Origin of the sequence: Pseudomonas sp. CVAP#3 (assembly GCF_018986375.1) — a bacterium.
GTDB classification, from domain to species: Bacteria; Pseudomonadota; Gammaproteobacteria; order Pseudomonadales; family Pseudomonadaceae; genus Aquipseudomonas; species Aquipseudomonas helvetica.
The window spans coordinates 320617-345018 of sequence record NZ_JAHMSC010000001.1 but is presented as its reverse complement, the minus strand read 5'-3'; the positions used below and the strand labels follow the sequence as shown (position 1 = coordinate 345018).

General features: G+C 60.3%; 22 protein-coding genes. 12 read left to right on the top strand and 10 right to left on the bottom strand.

The annotated features are described in order from the left end of the window. Positions 1 to 22 precede the first annotated feature (22 nt). The 6 genes from KRR23_RS01635 to KRR23_RS01610 all read right to left on the bottom strand — a co-directional run bounded on the left by KRR23_RS01635 (position 23) and on the right by KRR23_RS01610 (position 6636). A complete protein-coding gene (locus KRR23_RS01635; RefSeq protein WP_216741071.1) occupies positions 23 to 1351 on the bottom strand; it encodes a sigma-54 dependent transcriptional regulator in 1329 nt (442 codons plus the stop codon). Then, positions 1348 to 3249 (bottom strand): sensor histidine kinase, encoded by a 1902-nt coding sequence (locus KRR23_RS01630; protein ID WP_216741070.1) that lies wholly within the window; start codon positions 3247 to 3249, stop codon positions 1348 to 1350. The genes KRR23_RS01635 and KRR23_RS01630 overlap by 4 nt, the downstream gene beginning before the upstream one ends. Positions 3250 to 3381: 132 nt before the next feature. Then, positions 3382 to 4116, bottom strand: coding sequence for an amino acid ABC transporter ATP-binding protein (locus tag KRR23_RS01625; protein ID WP_054595876.1), 735 nt, complete (start codon positions 4114 to 4116; stop codon positions 3382 to 3384). Beyond that, positions 4113 to 4784: an amino acid ABC transporter permease gene (locus tag KRR23_RS01620; protein ID WP_054595877.1), complete on the bottom strand. Its 672-nt coding sequence runs from the start codon at positions 4782 to 4784 to the stop codon at positions 4113 to 4115. The genes KRR23_RS01625 and KRR23_RS01620 overlap by 4 nt, the downstream gene beginning before the upstream one ends. Then, positions 4784 to 5530: an amino acid ABC transporter permease gene (locus tag KRR23_RS01615; protein WP_054595878.1), complete on the bottom strand. Its 747-nt coding sequence runs from the start codon at positions 5528 to 5530 to the stop codon at positions 4784 to 4786. Before KRR23_RS01615 ends, KRR23_RS01620 begins: the two co-directional genes overlap by 1 nt. Positions 5531 to 5721: 191 nt before the next feature. After that, positions 5722 to 6636: a glutamate/aspartate ABC transporter substrate-binding protein gene (locus tag KRR23_RS01610; protein WP_216741069.1), complete on the bottom strand. Its 915-nt coding sequence runs from the start codon at positions 6634 to 6636 to the stop codon at positions 5722 to 5724. A gap of 380 nt (positions 6637 to 7016) precedes the next feature. On the opposite strand from KRR23_RS01610, the gene KRR23_RS01605 reads away from it, so the two are divergent. Next, positions 7017 to 7931 (top strand): alpha/beta hydrolase, encoded by a 915-nt coding sequence (locus KRR23_RS01605; protein ID WP_216741339.1) that lies wholly within the window; start codon positions 7017 to 7019, stop codon positions 7929 to 7931. Next, the gene (locus KRR23_RS01600) at positions 7928 to 8254 is read left to right on the top strand and encodes a hypothetical protein (RefSeq protein ID WP_216741068.1); all 327 of its coding nucleotides are present in this window, start codon (positions 7928 to 7930) and stop codon (positions 8252 to 8254) included. Before KRR23_RS01605 ends, KRR23_RS01600 begins: the two co-directional genes overlap by 4 nt. Positions 8255 to 8313: 59 nt before the next feature. On the opposite strand, the gene KRR23_RS01595 is transcribed toward KRR23_RS01600, so the two are convergent. Beyond that, on the bottom strand, positions 8314 to 9768 hold the full coding sequence (locus KRR23_RS01595; protein WP_216741067.1) for a transposase: 1455 nt from the start codon (positions 9766 to 9768) through the stop codon (positions 8314 to 8316). 168 nt (positions 9769 to 9936) lie between these two features. Continuing rightward, positions 9937 to 10281 (bottom strand): pilin assembly protein, encoded by a 345-nt coding sequence (locus KRR23_RS01590; protein ID WP_103315539.1) that lies wholly within the window; start codon positions 10279 to 10281, stop codon positions 9937 to 9939. A 194-nt stretch (positions 10282 to 10475) separates the two neighbouring features. Here KRR23_RS01590 and ppc point away from each other — a divergent pair, with 194 nt between their 5' ends. From ppc to KRR23_RS01555, 7 genes are all read left to right on the top strand, one after another. Continuing rightward, entirely contained in the window at positions 10476 to 13106 is a 2631-nt protein-coding gene (ppc, locus tag KRR23_RS01585) for a phosphoenolpyruvate carboxylase (RefSeq protein ID WP_216741066.1), read from the top strand. Positions 13107 to 13396: 290 nt separating this feature from the next. Further along, the gene (gene adk, locus KRR23_RS01580; RefSeq protein ID WP_054595883.1) at positions 13397 to 14044 is read left to right on the top strand and encodes an adenylate kinase; all 648 of its coding nucleotides are present in this window, start codon (positions 13397 to 13399) and stop codon (positions 14042 to 14044) included. A 93-nt stretch (positions 14045 to 14137) separates the two neighbouring features. Then, positions 14138 to 14812 carry a tRNA (adenosine(37)-N6)-threonylcarbamoyltransferase complex dimerization subunit type 1 TsaB gene (gene tsaB / locus KRR23_RS01575; RefSeq protein WP_216741065.1) on the top strand — a complete coding sequence of 225 codons (675 nt, stop codon included), beginning with the start codon at positions 14138 to 14140 and terminating at the stop codon, positions 14810 to 14812. A gap of 280 nt (positions 14813 to 15092) precedes the next feature. Further along, entirely contained in the window at positions 15093 to 15401 is a 309-nt protein-coding gene (locus KRR23_RS01570) for a hypothetical protein (protein ID WP_103315536.1), read from the top strand. Continuing rightward, a complete protein-coding gene (locus KRR23_RS01565; protein ID WP_216741064.1) occupies positions 15401 to 16261 on the top strand; it encodes a DUF72 domain-containing protein in 861 nt (286 codons plus the stop codon). The genes KRR23_RS01570 and KRR23_RS01565 overlap by 1 nt, the downstream gene beginning before the upstream one ends. A gap of 32 nt (positions 16262 to 16293) precedes the next feature. Beyond that, positions 16294 to 17115, top strand: coding sequence for an oxaloacetate decarboxylase (locus KRR23_RS01560; protein WP_216741063.1), 822 nt, complete (start codon positions 16294 to 16296; stop codon positions 17113 to 17115). Between the two features lie 16 nt (positions 17116 to 17131). Then, on the top strand, positions 17132 to 17830 hold the full coding sequence (locus KRR23_RS01555) for an extensin family protein (protein WP_216741062.1): 699 nt from the start codon (positions 17132 to 17134) through the stop codon (positions 17828 to 17830). A gap of 9 nt (positions 17831 to 17839) precedes the next feature. Here the strand turns inward: KRR23_RS01555 and KRR23_RS01550 are convergent, their stop codons facing one another. Further along, complete coding sequence (locus KRR23_RS01550; protein WP_216741061.1) at positions 17840 to 18460, bottom strand: energy transducer TonB; 621 nt, start codon at positions 18458 to 18460, stop codon at positions 17840 to 17842. A 93-nt stretch (positions 18461 to 18553) separates the two neighbouring features. On the opposite strand from KRR23_RS01550, the gene KRR23_RS01545 reads away from it, so the two are divergent. Next, on the top strand, positions 18554 to 19336 hold the full coding sequence (locus tag KRR23_RS01545) for a class I SAM-dependent methyltransferase (RefSeq protein ID WP_216741060.1): 783 nt from the start codon (positions 18554 to 18556) through the stop codon (positions 19334 to 19336). A 107-nt stretch (positions 19337 to 19443) separates the two neighbouring features. On the opposite strand, the gene KRR23_RS01540 is transcribed toward KRR23_RS01545, so the two are convergent. Next, positions 19444 to 20088 carry a TetR/AcrR family transcriptional regulator gene (locus tag KRR23_RS01540; protein WP_216741059.1) on the bottom strand — a complete coding sequence of 215 codons (645 nt, stop codon included), beginning with the start codon at positions 20086 to 20088 and terminating at the stop codon, positions 19444 to 19446. Between the two features lie 93 nt (positions 20089 to 20181). Between KRR23_RS01540 and KRR23_RS01535 the strand changes: the two genes are divergently transcribed. Further along, entirely contained in the window at positions 20182 to 21270 is a 1089-nt protein-coding gene (locus tag KRR23_RS01535; RefSeq protein ID WP_216741058.1) for an efflux RND transporter periplasmic adaptor subunit, read from the top strand. Between the two features lie 6 nt (positions 21271 to 21276). After that, positions 21277 to 24342: an efflux RND transporter permease subunit gene (locus KRR23_RS01530; protein ID WP_216741057.1), complete on the top strand. Its 3066-nt coding sequence runs from the start codon at positions 21277 to 21279 to the stop codon at positions 24340 to 24342. Positions 24343 to 24402: the final 60 nt, after the last annotated feature.

Genomic DNA, 24402 nt, shown 5'->3' with positions numbered 1-24402 from the left:
CCACGAAAACTCTCGCAGTGGGTTAGTGGCTCAAGCCGTATTTTTTAACTTTGTCGAACAGCGTGGTCTTGGCCATTCCCAGTTCCAGGCTGGCCTGGGTCAGGTTGCCGCCGCTGCGCAGCAAGGCGTCATTGAGCAGGTTGCGTTCGAAGGCTTCCACCGCTTCTGAGAACGCCAGGCCTTGGGCGGCGCCACCGGTGCCGGATTTCTTGAAGGCCGGCAAACCAAGGGCAAAACGCTCGGCGACGTTACGCAGTTCGCGCACATTACCGGGCCAGTCGTGACTCATCAGGGTCGACAGGGTCTGGTTGTCCAGCTCAGGCAGCGCACGGTCAAAGCGCAGGGACGATTGCTGCAAGAAGTGTTCGAACAATTGCAGGATGTCTTCGCGACGCTCACGCAGCGGTGGCAGTTCCAGCGTCACTACGTTCAAGCGGTAATACAGGTCGCTGCGAAACTGGCCGGCGCGGCTCAAGTCGTCGAGGTCGGACTTGGTCGCCGCGATCACCCGGCAGTCGACCGCGACACTCTGGTTCGAGCCGAGCCGCTCCAGCGTGCGCTCCTGCAATACCCGCAGCAGTTTGATTTGCAGTGGCAATGGCATGCTTTCTACTTCGTCGAGGAACAACGTGCCGCCGTTGGCGTGTTCGATCTTGCCGATCCGGCGTTTTCCGGCACCGGTGAATGCATTCGCTTCATGACCGAAAATCTCACTTTCGAACAGGTTCTCCGGCAGGCCACCGCAGTTCAGCGCGACGAATTGCTGCGACTGACGGCGGCTGAAGTCGTGCAGGCAACGCGCGACCAGCTCTTTGCCGGTGCCGGTCTCGCCTTCGATCAACACGTTGGCCGACGTATCGGCGACGTTGGCGATCAGCTCGCGCAGGTGCTGCATGGCGGGCGAGCGCCCGATGATCCGCCCCTCCAGGGAATCACGCTCGGCCAGTTGCCGGCGCAACGAGGTCACTTCGCGAGCCAGGCTGCGTTGCTCCAGGGCACGGCGTGCGACGTCGACCAGGCGTTCGGGGGAGAACGGTTTCTCCATGAAGTCGTAGGCGCCTTTTTGCATCGCGCCAACCGCCATCGAGATGTCGCCATGGCCGGTGATCAGCACCACCGGCAGGCTACGGTCACGGGCCTTGAGGCGGTTTAGCAGTTCCAGTCCATCGATGCCCGGCAGGCGAATGTCGCTGATGACGATCCCGGCGAAGTTGTCGCCGACCCGCGCCAGGGCCTCTTCAGCGCTGCCAACGCCTTCGCAGGGGATATCTTCCAGCGCCAGCGCCTGCTGGCAACCGAGCAGGACATGGGGATCGTCTTCGACGATCAGCACACTAAGGTCGTTGTTCATATCGGCTCGGCAGGAACGGGGCTTACCAACGGTAAGCTGAGGACGAAAGCGGTACCACCGCTGGCCGGGTGCTCGACGCCGAGGTGACCGCCGGTGGCGGCCGCCAGGCTCGCCGACAGGGTCAGGCCAAGGCCCAGGCCCTGTTCGCCGGGTTTGGTGGTAAAGAAAGGTTCGAACAAATGCTTGCGGGCTTCGGCGTTGATACCGTGGCCGTTATCGCGGACGCGCAGGCGATATTTGCCGTCGACAACCTCGCCTTCCAGCCATAGTTCGGGCAATGGCTGCGCTTGCATGGCGTCCAGGGCGTTGCCAATCAGGTTGACCAGGATCTGTTCCAGACGGGTCTGGTCGATCTGTACTTGCACGTCGCTGAACTCGCGGTGCAACAGCAAACGAGCGCTTTCAAGGCGTGCGCCGAGCAACTGCAAGGCGGCATCTACCGCTTTACCGAGGCTGGCCTGGCCCTGATCGTCGCCGCGCCGGGCAAAGGAGCGCAGGCTGGCGGTAATCCGGCCCATGCGGTCGATCAGATCGTTGATGGTTTTCAGGTTGGCACTGGCGATGTCCAGCTGACCGCGCTCGAGAAAGCGCACGGTATTGCCGGACAAGGTACGCAACGCGGCCAGCGGCTGGTTCAATTCATGGGCAATGCTGGTGGACATCTGGCCGATGGCCGCGAGTTTACCGGCCTGTACCAGTTCGTCCTGAGCTCGGCGCAAGGTTTCTTCGGCCTGGCGCCGTTCGCGGATCTGGCTTTTCAGGCGCTCGTTGCTGGCCCGCAGGTCGGTGGTACGTTCGGTAATCCTGCGTTCGAGCTGATTGTTGGCTTCTTGCAGCGCTTCGCGGGCGGCGAGGCGGGTGGCGATGACTTTGCGCCGTTCGTTCCAGGCAATCAGCAGGAACGCCACCAGCGCGAAGGCCACCGCGACCAGGATGCCCTGGTTGATCGCTTCACGACGCAGATCCCCAAGCGGTGTGAGCAGGGTGAAATTCCACGGTGTATCGCTCAAGACGCGGGTCTGCGACAGGTAACTGATTTCCTGTTCATCCGAGACCAGCTCGGCGTTGGCCGGGAAGGTGATTTTCTCTACGCCTTCGGACAGCCGTTCGCGGGCCAGCGGTTCCAGTTCGTTGAGCGGGTACCAGTAATATTGCAGGCTGCGGGCCAGGCGTTCCTTGGTGTCGTCGCTGAGCGGGCGAACCGATTTGAGCCGCCGCGCCGGGTCGCTGGACAGAATGATGATGCCATTCTCGTCGCTGACGAAAGCTTCCAGGCGTGCACGCTGCCAGCGTTCTTCCATGGCTTCGAGGCGGACTTTGACCACTGCGACGCCGATGATTTTGCCTTGCTCTTCCAGGCCATGGGCCAGGTAGTAGCCAGGCTCGCCGTTGGTGCTGCCGATGCCGTAGAAACGACCGGGCTGACCGCGTACGGCATTCTGGAAATACGCACGGAAGGACAGGTCTTCGCCTAGGTAGCTGTCGACATCGCGCCAGTTACTGGTGGCCAGTACCCGACCGGTGGTATCCATCACGTAGATTGCCCGACTGCGGCTGCGCCGGTTCAGGCCTTCGAGGTAATTGTTGACCGCTTGCCGGTGCTCGGGCGTAGGGTCGCCCAACAGCTCTGAAACACTCGATTCGAGTTCCAGCAGGCTGGGCAGGTAGGTGTATTTGCTGATCTCGCTTTCGACCGCGCGGGCGTGCAGTTCCAGCTGACGTTGACCGTTCTCGCTCAGGCTGCGAATGCCGTAGTGCTCGCTGACCCAGAAGCCGAGGTAACCCAATCCGACCATCAGCAAGATGATCAGCGGTGGCAGGAACAGTTGGCGAATCAGACGAGGTTTCACGGCAAGTGATGGCGGCGCTGCGCGATAGAGAGTGGGGTCGCATTTCATCACAGATGCCTTGGGTCAACCAGTGTGGCGGCGGGCTTGCGCTCGTTTCAGTCGAGCGCAGGACCTGTGGCGAGGGAGCTTGCTCCCTCGCCACAAAGGCAGGCCCGCTCCAACAGGGAGCGGTTGCCGGTTTTAGTGCTGCAGAATCTTGTCGAGGAAGTGCTGCGCGCGGTCCGAGCGGGCGTTGATGTCGCCGAAGAACTCTTCCTTCTTGCAGTCTTCGATGATTTTGCCCTGATCCATGAAGATCACCCGGTCCGCCACTTTACGGGCGAAGCCCATTTCGTGGGTTACGCACATCATGGTCATGCCTTCGTTGGCCAGTTGCACCATTACGTCGAGCACTTCATTGACCATTTCCGGGTCGAGCGCCGAGGTCGGTTCGTCGAACAGCATGACGATCGGGTCCATCGCCAGTGCACGGGCAATCGCCACACGCTGTTGCTGACCACCGGAGAGCTGGCCCGGGTGCTTGTGGGCGTGAGCCGAAAGGCCGACGCGCTCAAGCAGTTGCAGGCCCTTTTTGGTGGCTTCTTCCTTGCTGCGGCCCAACACCTTGATCTGCGCGATGGTCAGGTTTTCGGTGATGGTCAGGTGCGGGAACAGTTCGAAATGCTGGAACACCATGCCAACGCGCGAGCGCAGTTTCGGCAGGTCGGTTTTCGGGTCGGCGATGGAGGTACCATCGACCACCACGTCGCCTTTCTGGAACGGTTCCAGGGCGTTGACGCATTTGATCAGGGTGGATTTGCCGGAGCCAGACGGTCCGCACACCACAATCACTTCGCCTTTTTTGACCTCGGTGCTGCAATCAGTCAGTACCTGGAAGTCGCCATACCACTTGTTGACATTCTTGATAGAAATCATACGGCAAACCTTTTTTGCAGACGCTTGACCAGCCGTGAGGCGGCAAAGCTGATTGTGAAGTACACGAGACCTGCGATGATCAGGAACTCATTGGCGCGGCCGATGATGTCGCCACTGGCACGCGTAGCATTGAGGAAGTCCACCAGGCCGACCGTGTAGACCAGCGAGGTATCCTGAAACAGGATGATGCTTTGTTGCAGCAACAGCGGGGTCATCTTGCGAAACGCTTGCGGCAGGATGATCAGGCGCATCATCTGGCCGTAGCCCATGCCCAACGCCTTGGCTGCGCCCATCTGTCCCTTGGGAATCGACTGCACGCCGGCCCGGACGATTTCGCAGAAGTACGCCGCTTCGAACATCATGAAGGCCACGATGCACGAGGTGAACGCACCGATCGGCGTGTCTTCGCCGGTGATCCAGCGCAGCACGAACGGTACCGCCAGGTAGAACCAGGTGATCACCAGCAGCAGCGGGATCGAGCGGAAGTAGTTCACGTAAGCGCCGGCAATGTTCGACAGCAGCTTGCTGTGGGACAGGCGCATCAGCGCCAGGAGAGTGCCGAGGATGATCCCGCCGACGACGCCGAGTACCGTCAGTTGCAGGGTCATGACCATGCCGTTCCACATGCCGGGGACGGCCTGTACGACGCCACTGAAATCGAGATCCATTATTTACCCCCCACGGAAATCAGGCCGGGCACCGCAACTTTCTTCTCGACCATACGCATCAGCAGCATCAGGCTCATGTTCAAGGTGAAGTAGATCAGGGTCGCCAGGGTGAAGGCTTCGAACAGGTTGGCGGAGAACTCCGCGGTCTGTTTGGTCTGTGCAAGCAGCTCCATCAGGCCGATCAAGGATGCGACGGAGGAGTTCTTGAAAACGTTGAGAAATTCCGAGGTCAGCGGCGGAATGACGATCCGGTAGGCTTGGGGCAGCAGCACATTCCAGTAGATTTGCGGCAGCTTGAAGCCCATGGCGCGGGCGGCCGATTCCTGGCCACGCGGCAGCGCCTGGATACCCGTGCGCACTTGCTCGCACACTCGGGCGGCGGTGAACAGGCCCAGGCACACGACGACGCTCAGGTAGGCCGAGGTGGTCGGATTCAGGTCCTGCTTGTACCAGTCCTGCAGGTTTTGCGGCAACAGGTCGGGCACCAGGAAGTACCAGATGAACAGCTGAACCAGCAGCGGTACGTTACGAAAGAGTTCCACATAGCAAGTGGCGATGCCCGATACCAGGCGATTCGGTACGGTACGCATGACGCCGAGCACCGAGCCCAGCATCAAGGCGATGATCCAGGCCACGATGGCGATGGCGATGGTCCAGCCCAATCCCGTGATGAACCAGTCGAGATAGGTCTCGCTGCCCACGCCGGTGGACTTGAAGAACACGCCCCAATCCCAGTTGTAATTCATTGGGGTCTCCCCTCAGATCGATCGATGTACAAGTGCCTGCCTGGGGAAACTCCGTTCCCTCTGATCTCGACGATCAGGCACACGCGATCGGCTCGACAACCACCGGTTCGAGTGTTTCCAGAAAGTGCCAGCAGGTAGTGACAGCCTCCTGAAAGGGCGCAGGCCCTGTCAGGAGGTGGGTTAGTCAGAAATCAGGATTTCTTTTCTTCAGCCGCTTTGTCGGTCGGGTTGGCGATCAGGGCCTTGAGCTCGTCGCTCATCGGGAACATCAGGTTGAGGTTTTTTGGCGGGATTGGCTGAGTGAACCACTTTCCGTAGATCTTGTTGATCTCGCCGGACTTGTAGGTCGCGACGATGGCGTCGTCCACAGCCTTCTTGAACGGCGCGTCGCCCTTGCGGACCATGCAACCGTAGATTTCATAGGACTGAGCAGTACCGGTCACGGCCCAGTCAGTCGGATTCTTGGCCTTGGCCATTTCACCGGCCAGCAAGGCGTCGTCCATCATGAAGGCGACAGCGCGGCCCGATTCCAGCATCTGGAAGGATTCGCCATGGTCTTTGGCGGAGATGACGTTCATGCCCATCTGCTTGTCGGCGTTCATCGACTTCAGAATGCGCTCGGACGTGGTGCCGGCGGTGGTCACGACGTTCTTGCCTTTGAGGTCGGCGAAGTCTTTGTAGGTCGAGTCTTTTTTCGACAGCAGCTTGGTGCCGATTTCGAAGATGCCAACGGAGAAGTCAACTTGTTGCTGACGCTCGGTGTTGTTGGTGGTGGAACCGCACTCGACGTCCACAGTGCCGTTTTGAACCAGTGGAATACGGGTTTGCGAGGTGACCAGGTTGTACTTGACCTTCAGGTTTGGCATATCCAGGTCTTTCTTGATGGCTTCGACGATTTTCAGCTGAATATCGTGGGAGTAGCCGACCGGTACGCCGGAAGCATCTGCAATGTAGGAAAACGGAATAGAAGCGTCGCGATGCCCCAGGGTAATGGTGCCGGACTCTTTGATCTTTTTCAGGGTGCCGGTGAGTTCGGCGGCGAAAACTGGCGTGCTGATCAGAGCGGCCGTAATGGCTGCGCCCAGGATATGGGGAACGATGCGCATCAAATTTTCCTCTACATTGTTTTTATATGGAGCCAGTTCATCGGCTCTTTTGTACTGCTGAATGCCTTGACGGCTCCTGAAGTGTTGGCACATCAGGCATTCGTCCCAAGTTGTAGAGCATGAGTCATGCCAGTTCAGTGTTTATCAATCAACTTATTGATTTTAAAGGATATTAAATATTTATAGAGTTGGATTCAGGACTTGATAGTCCGGTTAACCGAATCGACTGATGGGTCGCGTTCGGAAAACCGAATGCAAAAAATCGCAGCCCGCGGCAGCGCCTACACTGGAATGCGATCCCCTGTGAGTTACCGCAGACCGCGATGCTGATGATCTGAATGGCAGCGGAGTTCTTCACCTTCATTGCGGGGTTTCAACGGATGAAAGTCCTCGGCATCCTTTGCCTTCTCCTGACCCTCGGCGGTTGCAGCTCCTTGCTGTTCTACCCCGATCCCGGTCTGCCGTTTACCCCGCAAAAAGCCGGGCTTGAATACCGTGACGTCACCTTGACCACCGCTGACGGCGTGAAACTCAACGGTTGGTGGCTGCCGGCCAAAAAAGGCGTAGCGGTCAAGGGCACGGTGCTGCACTTGCACGGTAATGGCGGAAATCTCGCCGGGCATCTTGGGGGCAGCTGGTGGCTACCGAAGCAGGGTTACCAGGTGCTGCTGGTGGACTATCGCGGCTATGGGCTGTCGCAGGGTAAACCCGGCCTTCCGGCGATCTATCAGGACATCGACGCTGCATTCAAATGGCTGGACCAGGCGCCAGAAGTTCAGGGCAAACCGTTGATCGTCCTGGGTCAGAGCATTGGCGGTGCGCTGGTCGTGCATTATCTGGCTGAACACCCCGAGCGTCAGCCCCGTCTCAAGGCGCTGGTCCTCGACAGCGTGCCGGCCAGTTATCGGGATGTCGGGCGGTTTGCACTGAGTTCGTCGTGGATGACCTGGCCGTTTCAGGTGCCGTTGTCCTGGCTGGTGCCGGACGCCGACAGCGCAATCTACGCCATGCCGCAGCTCAATGGCGTGCCAAAACTGATCTTCCACAGTATCGACGATCCGCTCGTGCCTCTTTCCAATGGCATCCGACTGTATCAAGCTGCGCCCGCGCCCAGGGTCCTGCAATTGACCCGAGGCGGGCATGTGCAGACCTTCAGCGTCCCGACCTGGCGCACCGTCATGCTGCGTTACCTCGATGACCCGCAGCACTTCAACGGTCTGCGCCGCCTGGGCGAAACGCCCAATTACCCGGTACCCCCGAATTCAGAAGTTGAACCTCCAGAGAGTCCGCAATGAGTGAAGAACGTAACGCCATCCCGCTGATTATCACCGGTATCTGCAGCATCCTCGGCACCGTCGGGGCCTTGTGGTTCTACGGTTACCTGCACTTCGCCAAACCGGAAGACGCGCTGCTGCTCAGCGACTTCACCATGCTCAAGACCGTACCGGGCGAAAACTACAAAGTCTCCCTGGAGCCGGCCGCGCAAGTCGCCCAGTGCGTCGATGGCGTACTGGTGCTGTTCGACACCGAACAGAAAGGCCTGACGGGTGTGCTGGTCAACAACAAGAAAAAAGCCGTGCGTTGCATGGGGCAAGAGACCCCGCAACTGGAGCAGTAACGGTTTAGATCGGACAAATGAAAAAAGCCCCGCTTCCTTGGCTGGAAGCGGGGCTTTTTCTATCGGTTGGCGGCTGATGTGTCGGGTTTTACTCTGAACTTGATGTGTGCTTGGCCAATGATACCGCCGAAGTTTTGAGTCAAGGTAAGTTGGTATGATCGCCCCGGCTTCCCCAATCCCCGTATTGTCCAGTGGCCTGTTTTATCTACGGGGACGGTGAAGGTTGGAGCGAACAGTGTCTCAAGGTCAATGAGCGTCAAGAACATCTGCGAGCCGGGCTCTCCAGTTCCGCTGTAGGGCGTATTGCTGTCGATCGATGCTTGATCAGTTGGAGTCGTGACGGTCGGCTTCTTCAGTGAGGAGCAGGCCGCTGGCGTTTCCCCGTTGAGGCCAACAGAAATGGCTGCATACGATCCCGTCAAGGGCTCAACTGCGCACACCAGCACGGTAATACCGGCCGCCACATCCTTTAACGTTCTGCCCGCTTTCAAGGTCGCATCTTCTGTTGAAGCCGTCTCTGACGTGGCATCGAGTTGCGTGTCCTGAGCGTAGGCACCCATGTTGGTGTAGCGCACCCAGACGCCCACGGCGAAGTTGTCGGGAAACTGGCTGTCGAATGGTGGAGTGCTGGGCTGACGGACCTCCAGCGCTATTTGCCGGGGCTGGTTTGGGCCCGTTGTCGGGCGATCAATCAAATAACTGTTTCTGAGGACGAGGCGGTAGATGCCCGACGTCTTGATGTGCGTTACCTGGGACTCACTCAACCAGCCTGCATACCAGCGGTGGTGCGTGGGATACAGAACCGCCAGCCCACCTGAGACGGGATTACCGTAGTCGCGGTAGAAGATGATTTTGCAGTGGTCGGGTGCCGTGATGACATTGCCGCTCAGAGGGCAGCCGGAGTAGGTCGGCCCGCTGATAACCCCCAGGTTATTGCCGAACAGGCGAATCCAGAGATGCGAGCTCGTTGGCTGGCCGTAGATCGCCAGCACTCGGCCAGGTGCGTCGGCACTCCCGGTACCTTTTTCGCAAGGGGCCGCGATGAACAGATAATCATAGTCGGCGGGATTCAGGCCTTGAGCCCTGGCAGCAGCTTCCGCTGGACCTTTGACTGCGTCGCGAGTGTTGCAGATGTCCGGTTTTGCACCGAAGTCAGCGGTGATCATTTTGCCTTCCAGGGTCAGTTTCCCGCCTGAAACATCTCTGATGTAACTGCGCAAGGAGGATTTTTCCTCGGAAGAAAGGCTCTGCGCCCACAGCACGTCTTTGTCCAGCGCGGTGGTGCCGGTCCACTGACCGACCACCAGCAACACCTTTTTTGTACCCACGACCGGTCGTTGGTTGACGCCCGGAACGGGCAGGGGCTCACCGGTGAGAATGGCCTCAGGGTCGAGATGGTTATACTCAGACTCGCCGTTCGTCGAGACGCTGACTTTAGGGTCGTGGGTGGATTGTGCGCACCCTCCCTGGATCAGCGCCGCACACAGCAGCAAAAAAACCGTCAGCAGTCGCATGGTGTTGCTCCTTGATGCCCGTGATCCCGGCCAGGAGCTCACTTTTACTCGCGACGCTGGAGGCTGCCTACTGTCAGAAATAACAGGTGGCGACGAATGGCAAGAGCGTGCGTATACACAAGAGCCCCGACTGATCACCTCAGACGGGGCTCTTGCATTGCGGGCACGTCAATGTTTTTGCTTGCCGGCCTGAGCCGATAAATCGTGCAGATGGCGTCGCGACAATTCGAGAAAGCGCGGTGTCGGGCCAACGTCTTCGTAGAGCGGGTCGCCTTCCTCATCGGTTGCGACCACGTGCTGACCCTTGATGTAAGGGAAACTCGCTTCGAGCTCTTCCAGGGCGGCGCCGATCAGTTCGCCCAGCAGTTCTTCGGGGTGGCGTTTGGGGTACATCTCGGTAAGCGCCGCCAACCGCGCCGCGGCTTCGACGTCCAGGTGAATGGTGTAGCCGGTCTTGGTCAAACGGCCTTTGGCGGTTTCTTCCCAATGCTGGGCTAGCTCACGGATTTTCATAATGACCTCAATAGGCACCTGCTGGTGGCAGGGGAGATGAGTGTCCGGCCGTGGCCGGTGGCAAGCCTTTGTGCGACTTATTCTTCAGACTAGCCCCAACCTTCAGGATTTACCGTCGATTTGTCGTCTGACTTGTAAGAACCCGCTGTGGACGGCACTCTTGGAGTCGACCGCCATTCGCTGGAGAACTGCTGATGACTGATATCGATGCACGCTTGCGCGAGGATGTTCACCTGCTGGGTGAGTTGTTGGGCAACACTATTCGCGAGCAGTACGGGGATGGCTTTCTCGACAAGATCGAGCTGATCCGCAAGGGTGCCAAAGCGGACCGTCGTGGCTCGACGGACGCCGAACTGCGTGCCAGCCTCAACCAGTTGACTGAAGATGAACTGCTGCCAGTGGCGCGAGCGTTCAACCAGTTCCTGAATCTTGCGAACATTGCCGAGCAATATCAGTTGATTCACCGCCGCGAAGAGTCCCAACCGGCACCGTTCGAGGCGCGGGTGTTGCCCGAACTGCTCGCCCGCCTGCGGGCTGAAGGGCATGGCAGCGACGCGCTGGCGCGGCAATTGGGACGGTTGGAGATCGAACTGGTGCTGACGGCGCACCCGACTGAAGTCGCCCGCCGGACCTTGATCCAGAAGTACGATGCCATCGCCGCGCAACTGGCGGCGCAGGATCACCGTGACCTGACCCGCGCCGAGCGCGAGCAGATCAAGTCGACCTTGCAGCGCCTGATCGCCGAAGCCTGGCACACCGAAGAAATTCGCCGCACCCGGCCGACCCCGGTCGATGAAGCCAAGTGGGGCTTTGCGGTGATCGAGCATTCGCTGTGGCAGGCGATTCCCAACTACCTGCGCAAAGCCGACCAGGCGCTGCATGCGGCCACCGGTCTGCGCTTGCCGCTGGAGGCGGCGCCGATTCGCTTCGCCTCGTGGATGGGTGGCGACCGCGACGGCAACCCGAACGTCACGGCGGCGGTGACCCGTGAAGTGCTGCTGTTGGCGCGCTGGATGGCGGCCGACCTTTACCTGCGCGATGTCGATCAACTGGCCGCCGAGTTGTCGATGCAGCAGGCCAGCACCGCGTTGCGGGCCAAGGCTGGGGACAGCGCCGAACCTTACCGTGCAGTGCTTAAACAGCTGCGTGAACGCCTGCGCGCGACCCGTAACTGGGCGCAGGCATCCTTGACCGCGAGCACCCCGGCGCCGGCCGATGTGCTGCAAAACAACCGCGAGCTGCTGGATCCGCTGGAGCTGTGCTATCAATCGCTGCATGAATGCGGCATGGGCGTGATCGCCGATGGCCCGTTGCTCGATTGCCTGCGTCGGGCGGTGACGTTCGGCCTGTTCCTGGTGCGACTGGACGTGCGCCAGGACTCGTCGCGGCATGCGTCGGCGATGACCGAAATCACCGACTACCTCGGGCTCGGTCGCTATGAAGACTGGGACGAGGAAGCGCGCATCAGCTTCCTGATGGGTGAGCTGAACAATCGTCGGCCACTCCTGCCGGCCTATTTCAAACCTTCGGCCGACACCGCCGAAGTCCTGGCGACGTGTCGCGAAATCGCGGCGGCGCCGGCGGCGTCGCTCGGCTCGTATGTGATCTCCATGGCGGGTGCCGCTTCGGACGTGCTCGCCGTGCAACTGCTGCTTAAAGAGTCTGGCGTGCTGCGGCCGATGCGCGTCGTGCCGTTGTTCGAAACCCTCGCCGACCTCGACAATGCCGGCCCGGTGATCGAAAAACTGTTGCTGCTACCGGGTTACCGTTCGCGTTTGCAGGGCCCGCAGGAAGTGATGATCGGCTATTCCGACTCGGCCAAGGACGCCGGCACCACGGCGGCGGCCTGGGCTCAGTACCGGGCGCAGGAACGTCTGGTGGATATCTGCCGCGAACAGCAAGTCGAACTGCTGTTGTTCCATGGCCGCGGTGGCACCGTAGGCCGTGGCGGTGGCCCGGCGCACGCGGCGATTCTGTCGCAGCCACCGGGGTCGGTGGCCGGGCGTTTCCGCACCACCGAGCAAGGGGAAATGATTCGGTTCAAGTTCGGCTTGCCGGACATCGCCGAGCAAAACCTCAACCTGTATCTGGCGGCGGTGCTCGAAGCAACGCTGTTGCCGCCGCCACCGCCTGCGCCCGCATGGCGCGGCCTGATGGACGAATTGGCCGCCGATGGCGTCAGCGCTTATCGCGCCGTGGTGCGGGAGAATCCGCAGTTCGTCGAGTATTTCCGTCAATCCACGCCCGAGCAGGAGCTGGGGCGCCTGCCGCTCGGCAGCCGTCCGGCCAAGCGTCGTGCTGGCGGGATCGAAAGCCTGCGGGCGATTCCGTGGATCTTCGGCTGGACCCAGACCCGCCTGATGCTGCCGGCCTGGCTCGGCTGGGAAGCGGCGTTGAGCAACGCCTTGGCACGCGGTGAGGGCGAGTTGCTGGCGCAGATGCGTGAGCAGTGGCCGTTCTTCCGCACACGCATCGACATGCTGGAGATGGTGCTGGCCAAGGCTGACGCGGACATCGCCCAGTCCTACGACGAACGATTGGTTGCGCCGGAATTGTTACCTTTGGGTGTGCATTTACGCGACCTATTGTCGCAGGCATGTGCCGTGGTCCTTGGCTTGACCGGTCAGTCGCAACTGCTGGCCCATAGCCCTGACACCCTGGAGTTCATCCGTTTGCGCAACACCTACCTCGATCCGCTACATCTATTGCAGGCTGAACTGTTGGCGCGCTCGCGACAGCCGGATGTGGTGCAGGGCAGCCCGGTGGAGCAGGCGTTGCTGGTGTCTGTGGCGGGGATTGCCGCCGGTTTACGCAATACCGGCTAAGGTCTTTTGCGGGGTGTCGCAGGCAATTTTACTGCGACAAACGACCGGTCCGCGGGGGCCGGTCGCGCTTGTCAGGCGACACTTTGTTATGGGGTTGCGACTTGGATCGCCTCCTCGCCAGGGCATAACAGGCACGGGTTGCTCCGACTTTCGGCGGCTTGTGTGGTCAGGGCCTGCTGTGTATCTTGATCAGCCTTTGGCCGTTTGGGCGGCCCACGACCCTATTTTTGAGATTGGCCCCACGCGGCAAATCCGATCGTTATCTAAATAAGAAATTGAGGAGCACATCGATGCGCGTCATTCTGCTGGGAGCTCCCGGGGCCGGTAAAGGTACTCAGGCTAAGTTCATCACTGAAAAATTCGCTATTCCACAGATCTCCACCGGCGACATGCTGCGTGCTGCCGTCAAGGCCGGCACCGAGCTGGGCATTAAAGCCAAGAGCATCATGGACGCAGGCGGCCTGGTCTCCGACGACCTGATCATCGCATTGGTCAAGGATCGTATCGCTCAGCCCGATTGCGCCAATGGCTTCCTGTTCGACGGTTTCCCGCGCACCATTCCTCAGGCTGAAGCCCTGGTCGATGCCGGTGTAGAACTGGATCACGTGGTTGAAATCGCCGTTGATGACGAAGAAATCGTCCAGCGTATCGCCGGTCGTCGTGTACACGAAGCCAGCGGCCGCGTTTACCACACCGTCTACAACCCGCCAAAAGTCGCGGGCCAGGACGACGTCACCGGCGAAGCGCTGGTGCAGCGTAAAGACGACACTGAAGAAACCGTGCGTCATCGTCTGTCGGTCTACCATTCCCAGACCAAGCCACTGGTGGATTTCTACCAGCAACTGTCGGCTGCCCAAGGCAAGCCGAAGTACAGCCACATCGCAGGCGTCGGTTCGGTTGAAGCGATCACCGGCAAGGTGCTTGAAGCGCTGAGCTGAGAAAGCTGATTTGCTTTACCTACAACGGCCCGCTTGCGGGCCGTTGTTGTTTATACTGGCGGACTTTTTCCAACTCTCTTTACGGAAACATCGATGAGCACCTTGCTGGCCCTGGACACCGCGACTGAAGCTTGCTCCGTTGCCTTGCTGCATGACGGCAAGGTCACGAGTCATTACGAGGTGATCCCGCGCCTGCATGCGCAGAAGTTGTTGCCGATGATCCAGCAGTTGTTGGCGGATGCGGGCACCACCTTGCAAGCGGTCGATGCGATTGCCTTTGGTCGCGGCCCGGGTGCGTTCACTGGCGTGCGAATAGCCATTGGCGTGGTTCAGGGCCTGGCGTTTGCGCTGGATCGTCCGGTGTTGCCGGTGTCTAACCTGGCGGTATTGGCGCAGCGCGCATTGCGCGAGCACGGTGCACATCAGGTCGCGGCGGCCATCGATGCCCGGATGGATGAAGTCTATTGGGGCTGCTACCGCGAAACCGCCGGGGAAATGCGTCTGGTGGGGGCTGAAGCGGTGTTGCCGCCGCAAGTCGCGGCATTGCCGGCAGATGCCACGGGCGACTGGTTCGGCGCGGGCACCGGCTGGGGCTATGGCGAGCGAATCGCGGTCAACCTGATCGGTCAGGATGCCGGCATGTTGCCTCACGCCGAAGACTTGCTGACCCTGGCCCGTTTCGCCTGGGAACGCGGCGAAGGCATCCCCGCCGACGACGCCCAGCCGGTTTACCTGCGCGACAAAGTAGCAACCCCCAAAGCCAAGTGAATCCGAGTGCTTTTGTGGCGAGGGAGCTTGCTCCCGCTGGGGCGCGAAGCACCCCCAAAATCTACAACCTCATTTCGTCAGCTATATCGCGTCGGTTGATCTGCGGGCGCTTCGCACCCGAGCGGAGCAAGCTCCCTCGCCACAGGGGCACTGCCAATGGTCAGTTTCTGCCGCGCGCTTTTAAACCTTTTCCGGTTTCTGTGCTCTAGTTATCACTTGGGAGTTTGCGCACACTGGTAAGTGCCGCTAAATTGCCATCATCGATAGCGAGTTTATACCTATGCGCATAGACGGCTTTGCCTCTCAGTCCTACCCCATCAAGCGCAAGCCACGCAAAGGCAATGTGTCGGTGGACGAGTCCCTCGAAGATATCGACGGCGAGCAGGAGTTTCCTTCTGAAGAGCAACTCGCCGCCCGCGCCGCCAAGGCTTCTGCGCAACGCCTGAGCAATCTCCCGGCTCGTCAGCAGGACATGATCTACCATCGCGCCATGAGCAAAAGCGTGGCGATGGCCCTGGCCAGCTACCTGAGTACCGCAGCGTTCGTCGATTGGGATATGGAAGTGCTGGGTCTCGACCTGCACATCTGATGCGGTTGCCTTATTACCTCGGTTGCCCGTCCTGGAGCGAAAACGCCTGGCGCGAATACCTGTATCCGCAAAACGCCCGCCCCAATGAATTTCTCGGCCTGTACTCGCAGGTGTTCAACGCCGTTGAAGGCAACACCACGTTCTACGCACGCCCTGCACCGGCGACGGTGGAGCGCTGGGCGCAGACGATGCCGGAACATTTTCGTTTTACCGCCAAATTCCCCGGCGACATCAGCCACGGCGGCGACCTGCGCGAGCAACTGAGCGCCGCCGAAACCTTCGTGCAATTGCTCAGCCCGCTCGGTGAGCGGGTTTCACCGCTCTGGCTGCAACTGTCGACAGCGTTCACTCCGCAACGACTGGCCGAGCTGGCCGGGTTCATCGATGGCGTGCAGCGGCCCTTGGCCGTTGAAGTGCGGCATCGGGATTTCTTCGCCAAAGGCGATGCCGAGCGCAGGCTCAATCGACTGTTGCTGGATCGTGGCGTGGAGCGCATTTGCCTTGATCCACGGGCGCTGTTCAGTTGCACGTCGACTGAACCCTCGGTGCTGCATGCGCAAGCGAAAAAGCCCAAGGTGCCACCGCGTCCGGCGGCTTTTACCCAATTCCCGCAGGTGCGTTTCATCGGTCATCCGCTGCTTGAAGCCAACGATACGTTCCTGACGCCATGGGTCGAGAAAATCGCCCAATGGATCGAAGAGGGCCGCACGCCGTACATCTTCCTGCACACCGCCGACAACCTGCTGGCCGCCGCTTTGGCGCAACGCTTTCATACTCGGTTGATGACGCGTTTGCCTGGCTTGCCGGCGCTGCCTGAGCTATACAGAGAACCCGCCGCCGAGCAGCTTGGGTTGCTCTGACGACGGGTTTTCCCTTCTGCAGGAGTGAGCCAATGGATGCGCAAACCCTTAAAGCTCAGGCCTTCAAGGCCTTACATGAAGGCGCCGGAGCTTTTGTGATTCCCAATCCGTGGGACGCCGGTTCGGCAAAAATGCTTGCCGGCCTGGGTTACCAGGCGCTGGCGACCACCAGTGCCGGTTATGCTTTTTCGCTGGGCCGCCCGGATGGTGCGGTCAAACTCGAAGAGACACTGGTCAACGTCCGGGCGATTGTCGGCGCGAGTGATCTGCCGGTGGCGGTTGACCTGGAAAACGGTTTCGCCGACAGCCCGCAAGAGTCCGCCGAGAGCCTGCTGCGTGCCGCCGCTGCTGGCGCGGTCGGTGGCTCGATCGAAGACGCTACCGGCCGTGAAGACGGCCCGATTTACTGCTTTGAACACGCCGTCGCACGAATCGAAGCGGCGGTCGCGGCCACGCGCAGTTTGCCGTTCCCGTTCACCCTGACCGCGCGCGCCGAGAATTACCTGCACGGTAATCCGGACCTGGCCGACACCATTCGCCGCTTGCAGGCCTTTGCCGAGGCGGGCGCCGATGTGCTGTATGCGCCGGGCCTGCGCAACGCCGAAGAGATACTGGCGGTGGTCCGTGCGGTGGCGCCGAAACCGGTCAATGTGCTGATGTCCGGCGGTCTCAAGTTGAGCGTCGCGCAGCTCAGTGAAATGGGCGTCAAGCGGATCAGCGTCGGCTCAGCCATGGCCCGTGCCGCCTACGGCGCGTTTTATCAGGCTGCTCAGGAAATTCAGACGCACGGCACCTTCGACTTCGCCGACCGCGCGCTGCCATTCGGGCAGATCAATCAACTGTTCAAAGGCTGACCCACAGGGAGTTGTCGTGCGGTTTCTGAAAGTGCTGTTGGCGGTAGTGCTGGTGTTGGGCGGATTGCTGGTGGGGGTCTGGCGTGGTTGGCTGCCATTGCCAGCGGCCTGGAACCCTTGGGCGCCGCTGGATGTTCGGGCGACGCCGAACCTGCTGACACGCTTCAAATTGATGAGACTGCGCGATAACCCGGCACTCTGCGACCAAGTGCTCAGCGGTGCCGGGTTGAAGTTCACTCGCCAGGCCGACAGCAACCCCAACGTCGATTGCCCGTTGAACAACACCTTGCGCGTGCAGGGCGGCGAGGTGGCGCTGAGCAGCAGCTTCCTCGCCAGTTGCCCGCTGGCAGTGGCGTTTGTGCTGTTCGAGCGGCATGCCCTGCAACCGGCAGCGCAGGCCACGTATGGGCAGGCGGTGGCGCGGGTCGATCACCTTGGCAGTTTTGCCTGCCGCACTATGTACAACCGCGAAAACGGTTCACGCAGTCAGCATGCGACGGCCGATGCACTGGATATCGCGGGCTTTCGCCTGGCGGACGGGCGCAGTATCAGCGTGCTGCGGGACTGGCCGAAGGACAACGACGATGCACGCTTTCTGCGCAAGGTTCGCGATGGCGCGTGTGACATGTTCAGCGTGGTATTGAGCCCGGATTACAACGCCGCTCATCGCAACCATTTTCATCTGGATGTCGGGCCGTGGTGGGTTTGTCGCTGAGGTTGAGGCTCAGGCGGCGATGCGCAGGTTTTGCAGGACGATCGGGCGGGCCCAGCCGTTATCGAAGTCGAATCGCTTCTGTTGCTCGACCAACTCTTCATGCGGGTAAGGGGTCGCCGGTTTATCCAGCAGATCGAGTTCGAACTCGGCAATCGGCAGATGCAACGGACGCGGTTGCGGTGCCGGACCTGGCGCAGGCAATGGCTGGCCGGCAGCCAGGACGATCGGGCGCACCCAAGCGCTTTCGAAGTCTTGTTGCTTCTGCTGCGCGAGAATTTCTTGCGGCGGGAATGGCGGGAACGGTTTGTCGGCCAGGTCCATTTCGAACTCGGCAATCGGCAGGAACAGCGGCTCAGGCGGGCGGACTTCGGTGTCCTTCACGTCACAGGTGCGCTGCGTGACGATGTGTTCGAGCAATTCTGCGCCAACGGTCGGTTCGACCGGGCCGTCGATGGCGACAGGGGTGTAACTGCCAGGAGCCGGTGCAGCATCGCCCAAATGATCGGACAGCGCCTGGGCAAAAAAATCCTGCCACAGGTGACTGACACCGCTCAGTGCTTGGGAGTTGCGCAGGCCATAATCGCCGTGGGGCGAGATGTAGCCTACTGATGTGCGTTGAATGTCTGACATTTCTCTCGGTCGACGCTCAGCTCTGGCAAAATGCTCGATAGTTTTGTTATCGGCCGTTTTTGCCGATCATTAATTTTTTGAGTGTGTTTTCTGATGAGTGAGCAACCCGCGGCCAGCCGCATCAAAGTCCAGGCCTTGGCCGAAGCGTTTCAGGCACGTGCCGAGCACTGGGCCGAGCGATTGAACTTGCCGTTGCTGCTGGACGATGCCGAGTTTGTGTTGCAAGTGGGTGAGCATGGTTTGCAGCTGCAACAGCTCGGCCCGGATGCGCCGGGCCCGGTGCGGGTGGACTTCGTCGAGGGCGGCGCGGCCCATCGTCGGTTGTACGGTGGCGGCAGCGGCCAGATGATCGCCAAGGCTGTCGGCGTCGCTCAAGGCGTGCGGCCAAAGGTACTGGATGCCACGGCGGGGCTGGGCAAGGATGGTTTTGTGCTGGCCAGTCTTGGCTGCGAAATGAGCCTGATCGAGCGGCAGCCGTTGATTGGCGCGTTGCTGGAAGACGGTTTGGCTCGCGCGGCGGAAGATTTTGAGGTGGCGCCGATTGTCGCGCGGATGACCTTGCTCAAGGGCAACTCAATCGAGTTGATGCGCAATTGGGAAGGTGAGCCACCGCAGGTGATCTACCTCGACCCGATGTTCCCGCATCGTGAGAAAACCGCGTTGGTGAAGAAGGAAATGCGCCTGTTTCGCCCGTTGGTCGGCGATGACCCGGACGCACCAGCCCTGCTTCAAGCTGCGCTCGCACTGGCCAGCCACCGAGTGGTGGTCAAACGCCCGCGCAAGGCGCCATGCATCGAAGGGCCAAAGCCGAGCCATGCGCTGGATGGCAAGTCCAGCCGCTACGACATCTACCCCAAGAAAGCGCTCAAGCCTTAAGACCGTGTCGCCCCCATCGCGAGCAAGCTTTGCTCCTACAGGTCATACACAATTCTGTAGGAGCAAGGCTTGCCCGCGATAGCGTCCGCCCAGACGCTACATATCTATCAGGCCGAATCCGGCCGATACGCCCGCATAAACAACCCCACCACTTCCTGTATGTGAGCCTCGGCCGCGTCCCCGGTCAAGGGCTCGCCGCAACCGTAAAGCAAGCGAAAATTCGCCGCGCCTTTGAGCAGGCAGAAGAAGTGCTCGGCGGCATTCAGCGGTTTGTCGATGCTCAAGGCGCCGATCTGGTCGATCTTCGTCAGCAAGCGTTCCATGCCCTGCAACATCCGCTGCGGACCTGCCTCGAAGAAGATCAGCGAGAGTTTCGGGTCCTGACTCCCCAGCGTCATGATCAGGCGATGCAGGTTCACCGATTCATCGCTGTTGATCAGCAGATGAAAGCCTCGGGCGATGTTCAACAGCACGTTCTCGATCGGCATGCCGTCGGGCAGTTCGAAGAACAGTGTGGGCAATTGCTCTTCGCATTTGGCCATCACGGCAGAGGAGAACAGCGTCTCCTTGTCGTTGAAGTGACTGTAAACGGTCAGCTTTGATACTCCGGCCTCAGCCGCCACCGCGTCCATGCTGGTGCTTGCGTAACCATTGCTTAGAAAAAGACGCTTCGCCGCCTCGAGGATCGCCTCGCGCTTGGCGAGATCCTTCGGGCGGCCGGGGCCGTTGGGTGCAGGAAGATTGTTGGACATTTTTCGCTTTAATACTGGACTGGTGAGTTTGCTATTAATAACATACCGGCCAGTATAAATATTCCGAGCTCCATTAGCGAAAGGTCGTTCACCATGTTCCGCTATGCCTTGCCAGTCAGCCTGGCGTTCTTGTTGTCTGCGTGCGGCCATGAAGAGCCGGCGCAAGTCACCGTGCGTCCGGCCATGGTGGTTCAGCCAGAGCCTTCCGCGCAGGCGATGGACAGCTATCCCGGCGAAGTTCGCGCGCGTTACGAGCCAGACCTGGCCTTCCGTATTGGCGGCAAAGTCAGCCGACGACTGGTCGAGGAAGGTGAGCGAGTCAAGGCCAACCAGCCGCTGGCAGAACTCGATCCCCAGGACGTACGCCTGCAACTGGAAGCGACTCGCGCGCAGGTTGCTGCCGCTGAGGCCAATTTGAACCTGGTGCGTGCCGAGCGTGATCGCTACAAGACCCTGATGGACCGTCAGATGGTCAGCCGCTCGCAGTACGACAATTCTGAAAATCTCTACCGCTCCGGCGAAGCACGGCTCAAGCAGATCAAGGCCGAGTTCGACGTCGCCAGCAACCAGGCCAGCTACGCCGTGTTACGCGCGCCGCATGACGGCGTCGTGGCCAAGCGCGCCGTGGAAGTCGGGCAAGTGGTGGCGGCCGGGCAAACCGTCTTCACCCTGGCCACCGACGGCGAGCGTGAAGTGCTGATCAGTCTGCCGGAACAAAACTTCGGCCGTTTCAAGGTGGGTCAGCCGGTCACCGTTGAACTGTGGACCCAGCAAGGTCAGCGGTTCGCCGGGAGTATTCGTGAGCTGTCGCCGGCCGCCGATCCAAAATCGCGGACCTTTGCCGCGCGCATCACCTTCACCGCTGGCAAGGTTCCGGCCGAGCTTGGCCAAAGCGCACGGGTATTCATTCAGCTGGCTGATGTGGTGCCGCTGTCGGTGCCGCTCTCGGCGCTCACCGCAGAAAACGGCGCGACGTATGTCTGGGTCGTGGGCGCCAATAACACCCTGAAAAAGGCCCCGGTTCGTGTCGGTGCCTTCGGTGAGAAAACCGTGCCGGTGCTTGACGGCCTCAACCCCAGCGACTGGGTGGTAGCCGCTGGCGTTCATGTGCTCCATGAGGGCCAGCAAGTGCGGCCGGTGGATCACTCCAACCGCGTGGTCAATCTGGCGGTCAAGGAGTAATTCCCGATGCGTTTCAACCTTTCCGAATGGGCGCTGCGTAACCGCCAGATCGTACTGTTCCTGATGATTTTGCTGGCGGTCGTCGGCACGTTGTCCTACACCAAGCTGGGCCAGAGCGAAGACCCGCCGTTCACCTTCAAGGCCATGGTGATCAAGACCAGTTGGCCGGGGGCGACGGCCCAGGAAGTCTCGCGGCAAGTGACCGAGCGCATTGAAAAGAAGCTGATGGAAACCGGTGAGTACGAGCGGATTGTCTCGTTTTCTCGCCCGGGTGAATCCCAGGTGACCTTCATGGCCCGGGACTCGATGCATTCGGTGCAGATCCCCGACCTCTGGTATCAGGTGCGCAAGAAGATCAGCGACATCCGCCAGACCTTGCCGCCGGGGATCCAGGGACCGTTCTTCAACGATGAATTCGGCACCACCTTCGGCAATATCTATGCGCTGACCGGCGAGGGTTTCGATTACGCGGTGCTGAAGGATTACGCCGACCGTATCCAGATCCAGCTGCAACGGGTCAAGGATGTGGGCAAGGTCGACTTGCTCGGGCTGCAGGACGAGAAGATCTGGATTGAACTGTCCAACGTCAAACTCGCCACCCTGGGATTGCCGTTGGCCACGGTGCAGCAAGCGCTGGAAGAACAGAACGCAATGTCCAACGCCGGATTCTTCGAAACCTCCAGCGAGCGTTTGCAGCTGCGGGTGACGGGCAATTTCCAGACGGTCGACCAGATCAGGAGTTTTCCGATCCGTGTCGGCGACCGGACCTTCCGTATCGGCGATGTGGCTGATGTGCACCGTGGCTTCAACGATCCACCGGCACCGCGCATGCGCTTCATGGGTGAGGACGCAATCGGTCTGGCCGTGGCGATGAAGGAGGGCGGCGACATTCTGGTGCTCGGCAAGGCGCTGGAGCTGGAATTCGAGCGTATCCAGAACAACCTGCCGGCCGGCATGCAACTGCGCAAGGTCTCCGATCAGCCTGCCGCGGTGAAATCCAGCGTCGGCGAGTTCGTCCAGGTGCTGGTAGAAGCGCTGGCGATCGTCTTGCTGGTGAGCTTCTTCTCCCTCGGTGTGCGCACCGGCATGGTGGTTGCCCTGGCGATTCCGCTGGTGTTGGCGATGACGTTTGCCTGCATGTATTACCTCGGAATCGGCCTGCACAAGATCTCTCTCGGCGCGTTGGTGCTGGCTTTGGGATTGCTGGTGGACGACGCAATCATCGCCGTGGAAATGATGGCGATCAAAATGGAGCAGGGCTACGACCGGCTCAAGGCTGCCAGCTTTGCCTGGACCAGCACCGCATTCCCGATGCTCACCGGGACGTTGATTACCGCGGCCGGTTTCCTGCCGATTGCCACCGCGCAATCCGGCACCGGTGAATACACCCGCTCGATCTTCCAGGTGGTGACCATCGCGTTGCTGGCCTCGTGGGTCGCCGCGGTGATGTTTGTGCCTTATCTGGGTGAAAAGCTCCTGCCGGACCTGGCGAAAATTCACGCTGCCAAACACGGTGCCGGTCAACCGGACCCATATGGCACGCCGTTCTATCAACGCGTCCGGCGTCTGGTGGAGTGGTGCGTGCGCCGCCGCAAAACCGTGATTGCGTTGACCATCCTGCTGTTCGTGGCTTCGGTGCTGCTGTTCCGTTTTGTGCCGCAACAGTTCTTCCCGGCTTCTGGGCGCCTGGAACTGATGGTTGATCTGAAACTGGCCGAAGGCGCCTCGTTGAGCAACACCAACGAGGAGGTCAAGCGCCTGGAAGCGATGCTCAAGGAGCGCGCGGGCATCGACAACTATGTCGCGTATGTCGGCACCGGTTCGCCGCGTTTTTACCTGCCGCTGGACCAGCAATTGCCGGCAGCGAGCTTCGCGCAATTTGTGGTCCTGGCAAAAACCATCGAGGAGCGCGAAAGCCTGCGCACCTGGCTGATCGAAACCCTGAACGAACAATTCCCGGCCTTGCGCTCGCGGGTCACGCGCCTGGAAAACGGTCCGCCAGTGGGTTATCCGGTGCAGTTCCGGGTCACCGGCGAACACATTGAAGAGGTCCGCGCGCTGGCACGTAAAGTCGCGGCCAAGGTGCGTGAGAACCCGCATGTGGTCAACGTGCACCTGGACTGGGAAGAACCGAGCAAAGTGGTGTACCTGAACGTCGATCAGGACCGCGCGCGAGCCTTGGGCGTGAGCACGGCAAACCTGTCGAGGTTCTTGCAGAGCTCGCTGACCGGCTCCAGCGTCAGCCAGTACCGTGAAGATAACGAGTTGATCGAGATCCTCTTGCGCGGCACCTTGCACGAACGCACCGAGCTGTCGCGGCTGTCGAGCCTGGCGGTGCCGACCGACAACGGCAAAAGCGTCGCGCTGTCACAGGTGGCGACCCTGGAATATGGCTTCGAAGAAGGCATTATCTGGCACCGCAACCGCTTGCCGAACGTGACGATTCGCGCCGACATCTATGACAAGGAGCAACCGGCAACCCTGGTTAAGCAGATCCTTCCGACACTGGAGCCGATTCGCGCCGAATTGCCTGACGGCTATTTGCTGGACGTCGGCGGCACGGTAGAAGACTCGACCCGTGGTCAGGATTCGGTGAATGCCGGCGTGCCGTTGTTCATCGTGGTTGTGCTGACCTTGCTGATGCTGCAACTGCGTAGCTTCTCACGCGCGGCGATGGTATTTCTGACGGCGCCGTTGGGATTGATCGGTGTCACCTTGTTCCTGATGGTATTCCGTCAGCCGTTCGGTTTCGTGGCCATGCTCGGGACCATCGCGCTGTCGGGGATGATCATGCGTAACTCGGTGATCCTGGTTGACCAGATCGAACAGGACATCCTCGCCGGGCTCAAACCCTGGCAAGCGATCATCGAAGCCACGGTACGACGTTTCCGGCCTATCGTGCTGACCGCACTGGCCGCCGTGCTGGCGATGATTCCGTTGTCACGCAGCGTGTTCTTCGGCCCGATGGCGGTAGCGATCATGGGTGGCTTGATCGTCGCGACGGCGCTGACCTTGCTGTTCCTGCCAGCGCTGTATGCGGCGTGGTTCAGGGTCAAGAAAGAACCAGTCTGATCCCGGCAGTGCCTTGTCTCAATTTTTTGAAAAATTGAGACAAGACTGCTTCTGTGTTGT

Coding starts and splice junctions, on each gene's coding strand:
- KRR23_RS01615 (WP_054595878.1), bottom strand. CDS start 5,530: ATGAATTACAACTGGGATTGGGGCGTGTTCTTCAAGTCCACCGGCGTG.
- ppc (WP_216741066.1), top strand. CDS start 10,476: ATGACTGATATCGATGCACGCTTGCGCGAGGATGTTCACCTGCTGGGT.
- tsaB (WP_216741065.1), top strand. CDS start 14,138: ATGAGCACCTTGCTGGCCCTGGACACCGCGACTGAAGCTTGCTCCGTT.
- KRR23_RS01550 (WP_216741061.1), bottom strand. CDS start 18,460: ATGTCAGACATTCAACGCACATCAGTAGGCTACATCTCGCCCCACGGC.
- KRR23_RS01595 (WP_216741067.1), bottom strand. CDS start 9,768: ATGCGACTGCTGACGGTTTTTTTGCTGCTGTGTGCGGCGCTGATCCAG.
- KRR23_RS01625 (WP_054595876.1), bottom strand. CDS start 4,116: ATGATTTCTATCAAGAATGTCAACAAGTGGTATGGCGACTTCCAGGTA.
- KRR23_RS01590 (WP_103315539.1), bottom strand. CDS start 10,281: ATGAAAATCCGTGAGCTAGCCCAGCATTGGGAAGAAACCGCCAAAGGC.
- KRR23_RS01620 (WP_054595877.1), bottom strand. CDS start 4,784: ATGGATCTCGATTTCAGTGGCGTCGTACAGGCCGTCCCCGGCATGTGG.
- KRR23_RS01530 (WP_216741057.1), top strand. CDS start 21,277: ATGCGTTTCAACCTTTCCGAATGGGCGCTGCGTAACCGCCAGATCGTA.
- KRR23_RS01605 (WP_216741339.1), top strand. CDS start 7,017: ATGAAAGTCCTCGGCATCCTTTGCCTTCTCCTGACCCTCGGCGGTTGC.
- adk (WP_054595883.1), top strand. CDS start 13,397: ATGCGCGTCATTCTGCTGGGAGCTCCCGGGGCCGGTAAAGGTACTCAG.
- KRR23_RS01535 (WP_216741058.1), top strand. CDS start 20,182: ATGTTCCGCTATGCCTTGCCAGTCAGCCTGGCGTTCTTGTTGTCTGCG.
- KRR23_RS01560 (WP_216741063.1), top strand. CDS start 16,294: ATGGATGCGCAAACCCTTAAAGCTCAGGCCTTCAAGGCCTTACATGAA.
- KRR23_RS01565 (WP_216741064.1), top strand. CDS start 15,401: ATGCGGTTGCCTTATTACCTCGGTTGCCCGTCCTGGAGCGAAAACGCC.
- KRR23_RS01570 (WP_103315536.1), top strand. CDS start 15,093: ATGCGCATAGACGGCTTTGCCTCTCAGTCCTACCCCATCAAGCGCAAG.
- KRR23_RS01545 (WP_216741060.1), top strand. CDS start 18,554: ATGAGTGAGCAACCCGCGGCCAGCCGCATCAAAGTCCAGGCCTTGGCC.
- KRR23_RS01600 (WP_216741068.1), top strand. CDS start 7,928: ATGAGTGAAGAACGTAACGCCATCCCGCTGATTATCACCGGTATCTGC.
- KRR23_RS01540 (WP_216741059.1), bottom strand. CDS start 20,088: ATGTCCAACAATCTTCCTGCACCCAACGGCCCCGGCCGCCCGAAGGAT.
- KRR23_RS01630 (WP_216741070.1), bottom strand. CDS start 3,249: ATGAAATGCGACCCCACTCTCTATCGCGCAGCGCCGCCATCACTTGCC.
- KRR23_RS01610 (WP_216741069.1), bottom strand. CDS start 6,636: ATGCGCATCGTTCCCCATATCCTGGGCGCAGCCATTACGGCCGCTCTG.
- KRR23_RS01635 (WP_216741071.1), bottom strand. CDS start 1,351: ATGAACAACGACCTTAGTGTGCTGATCGTCGAAGACGATCCCCATGTC.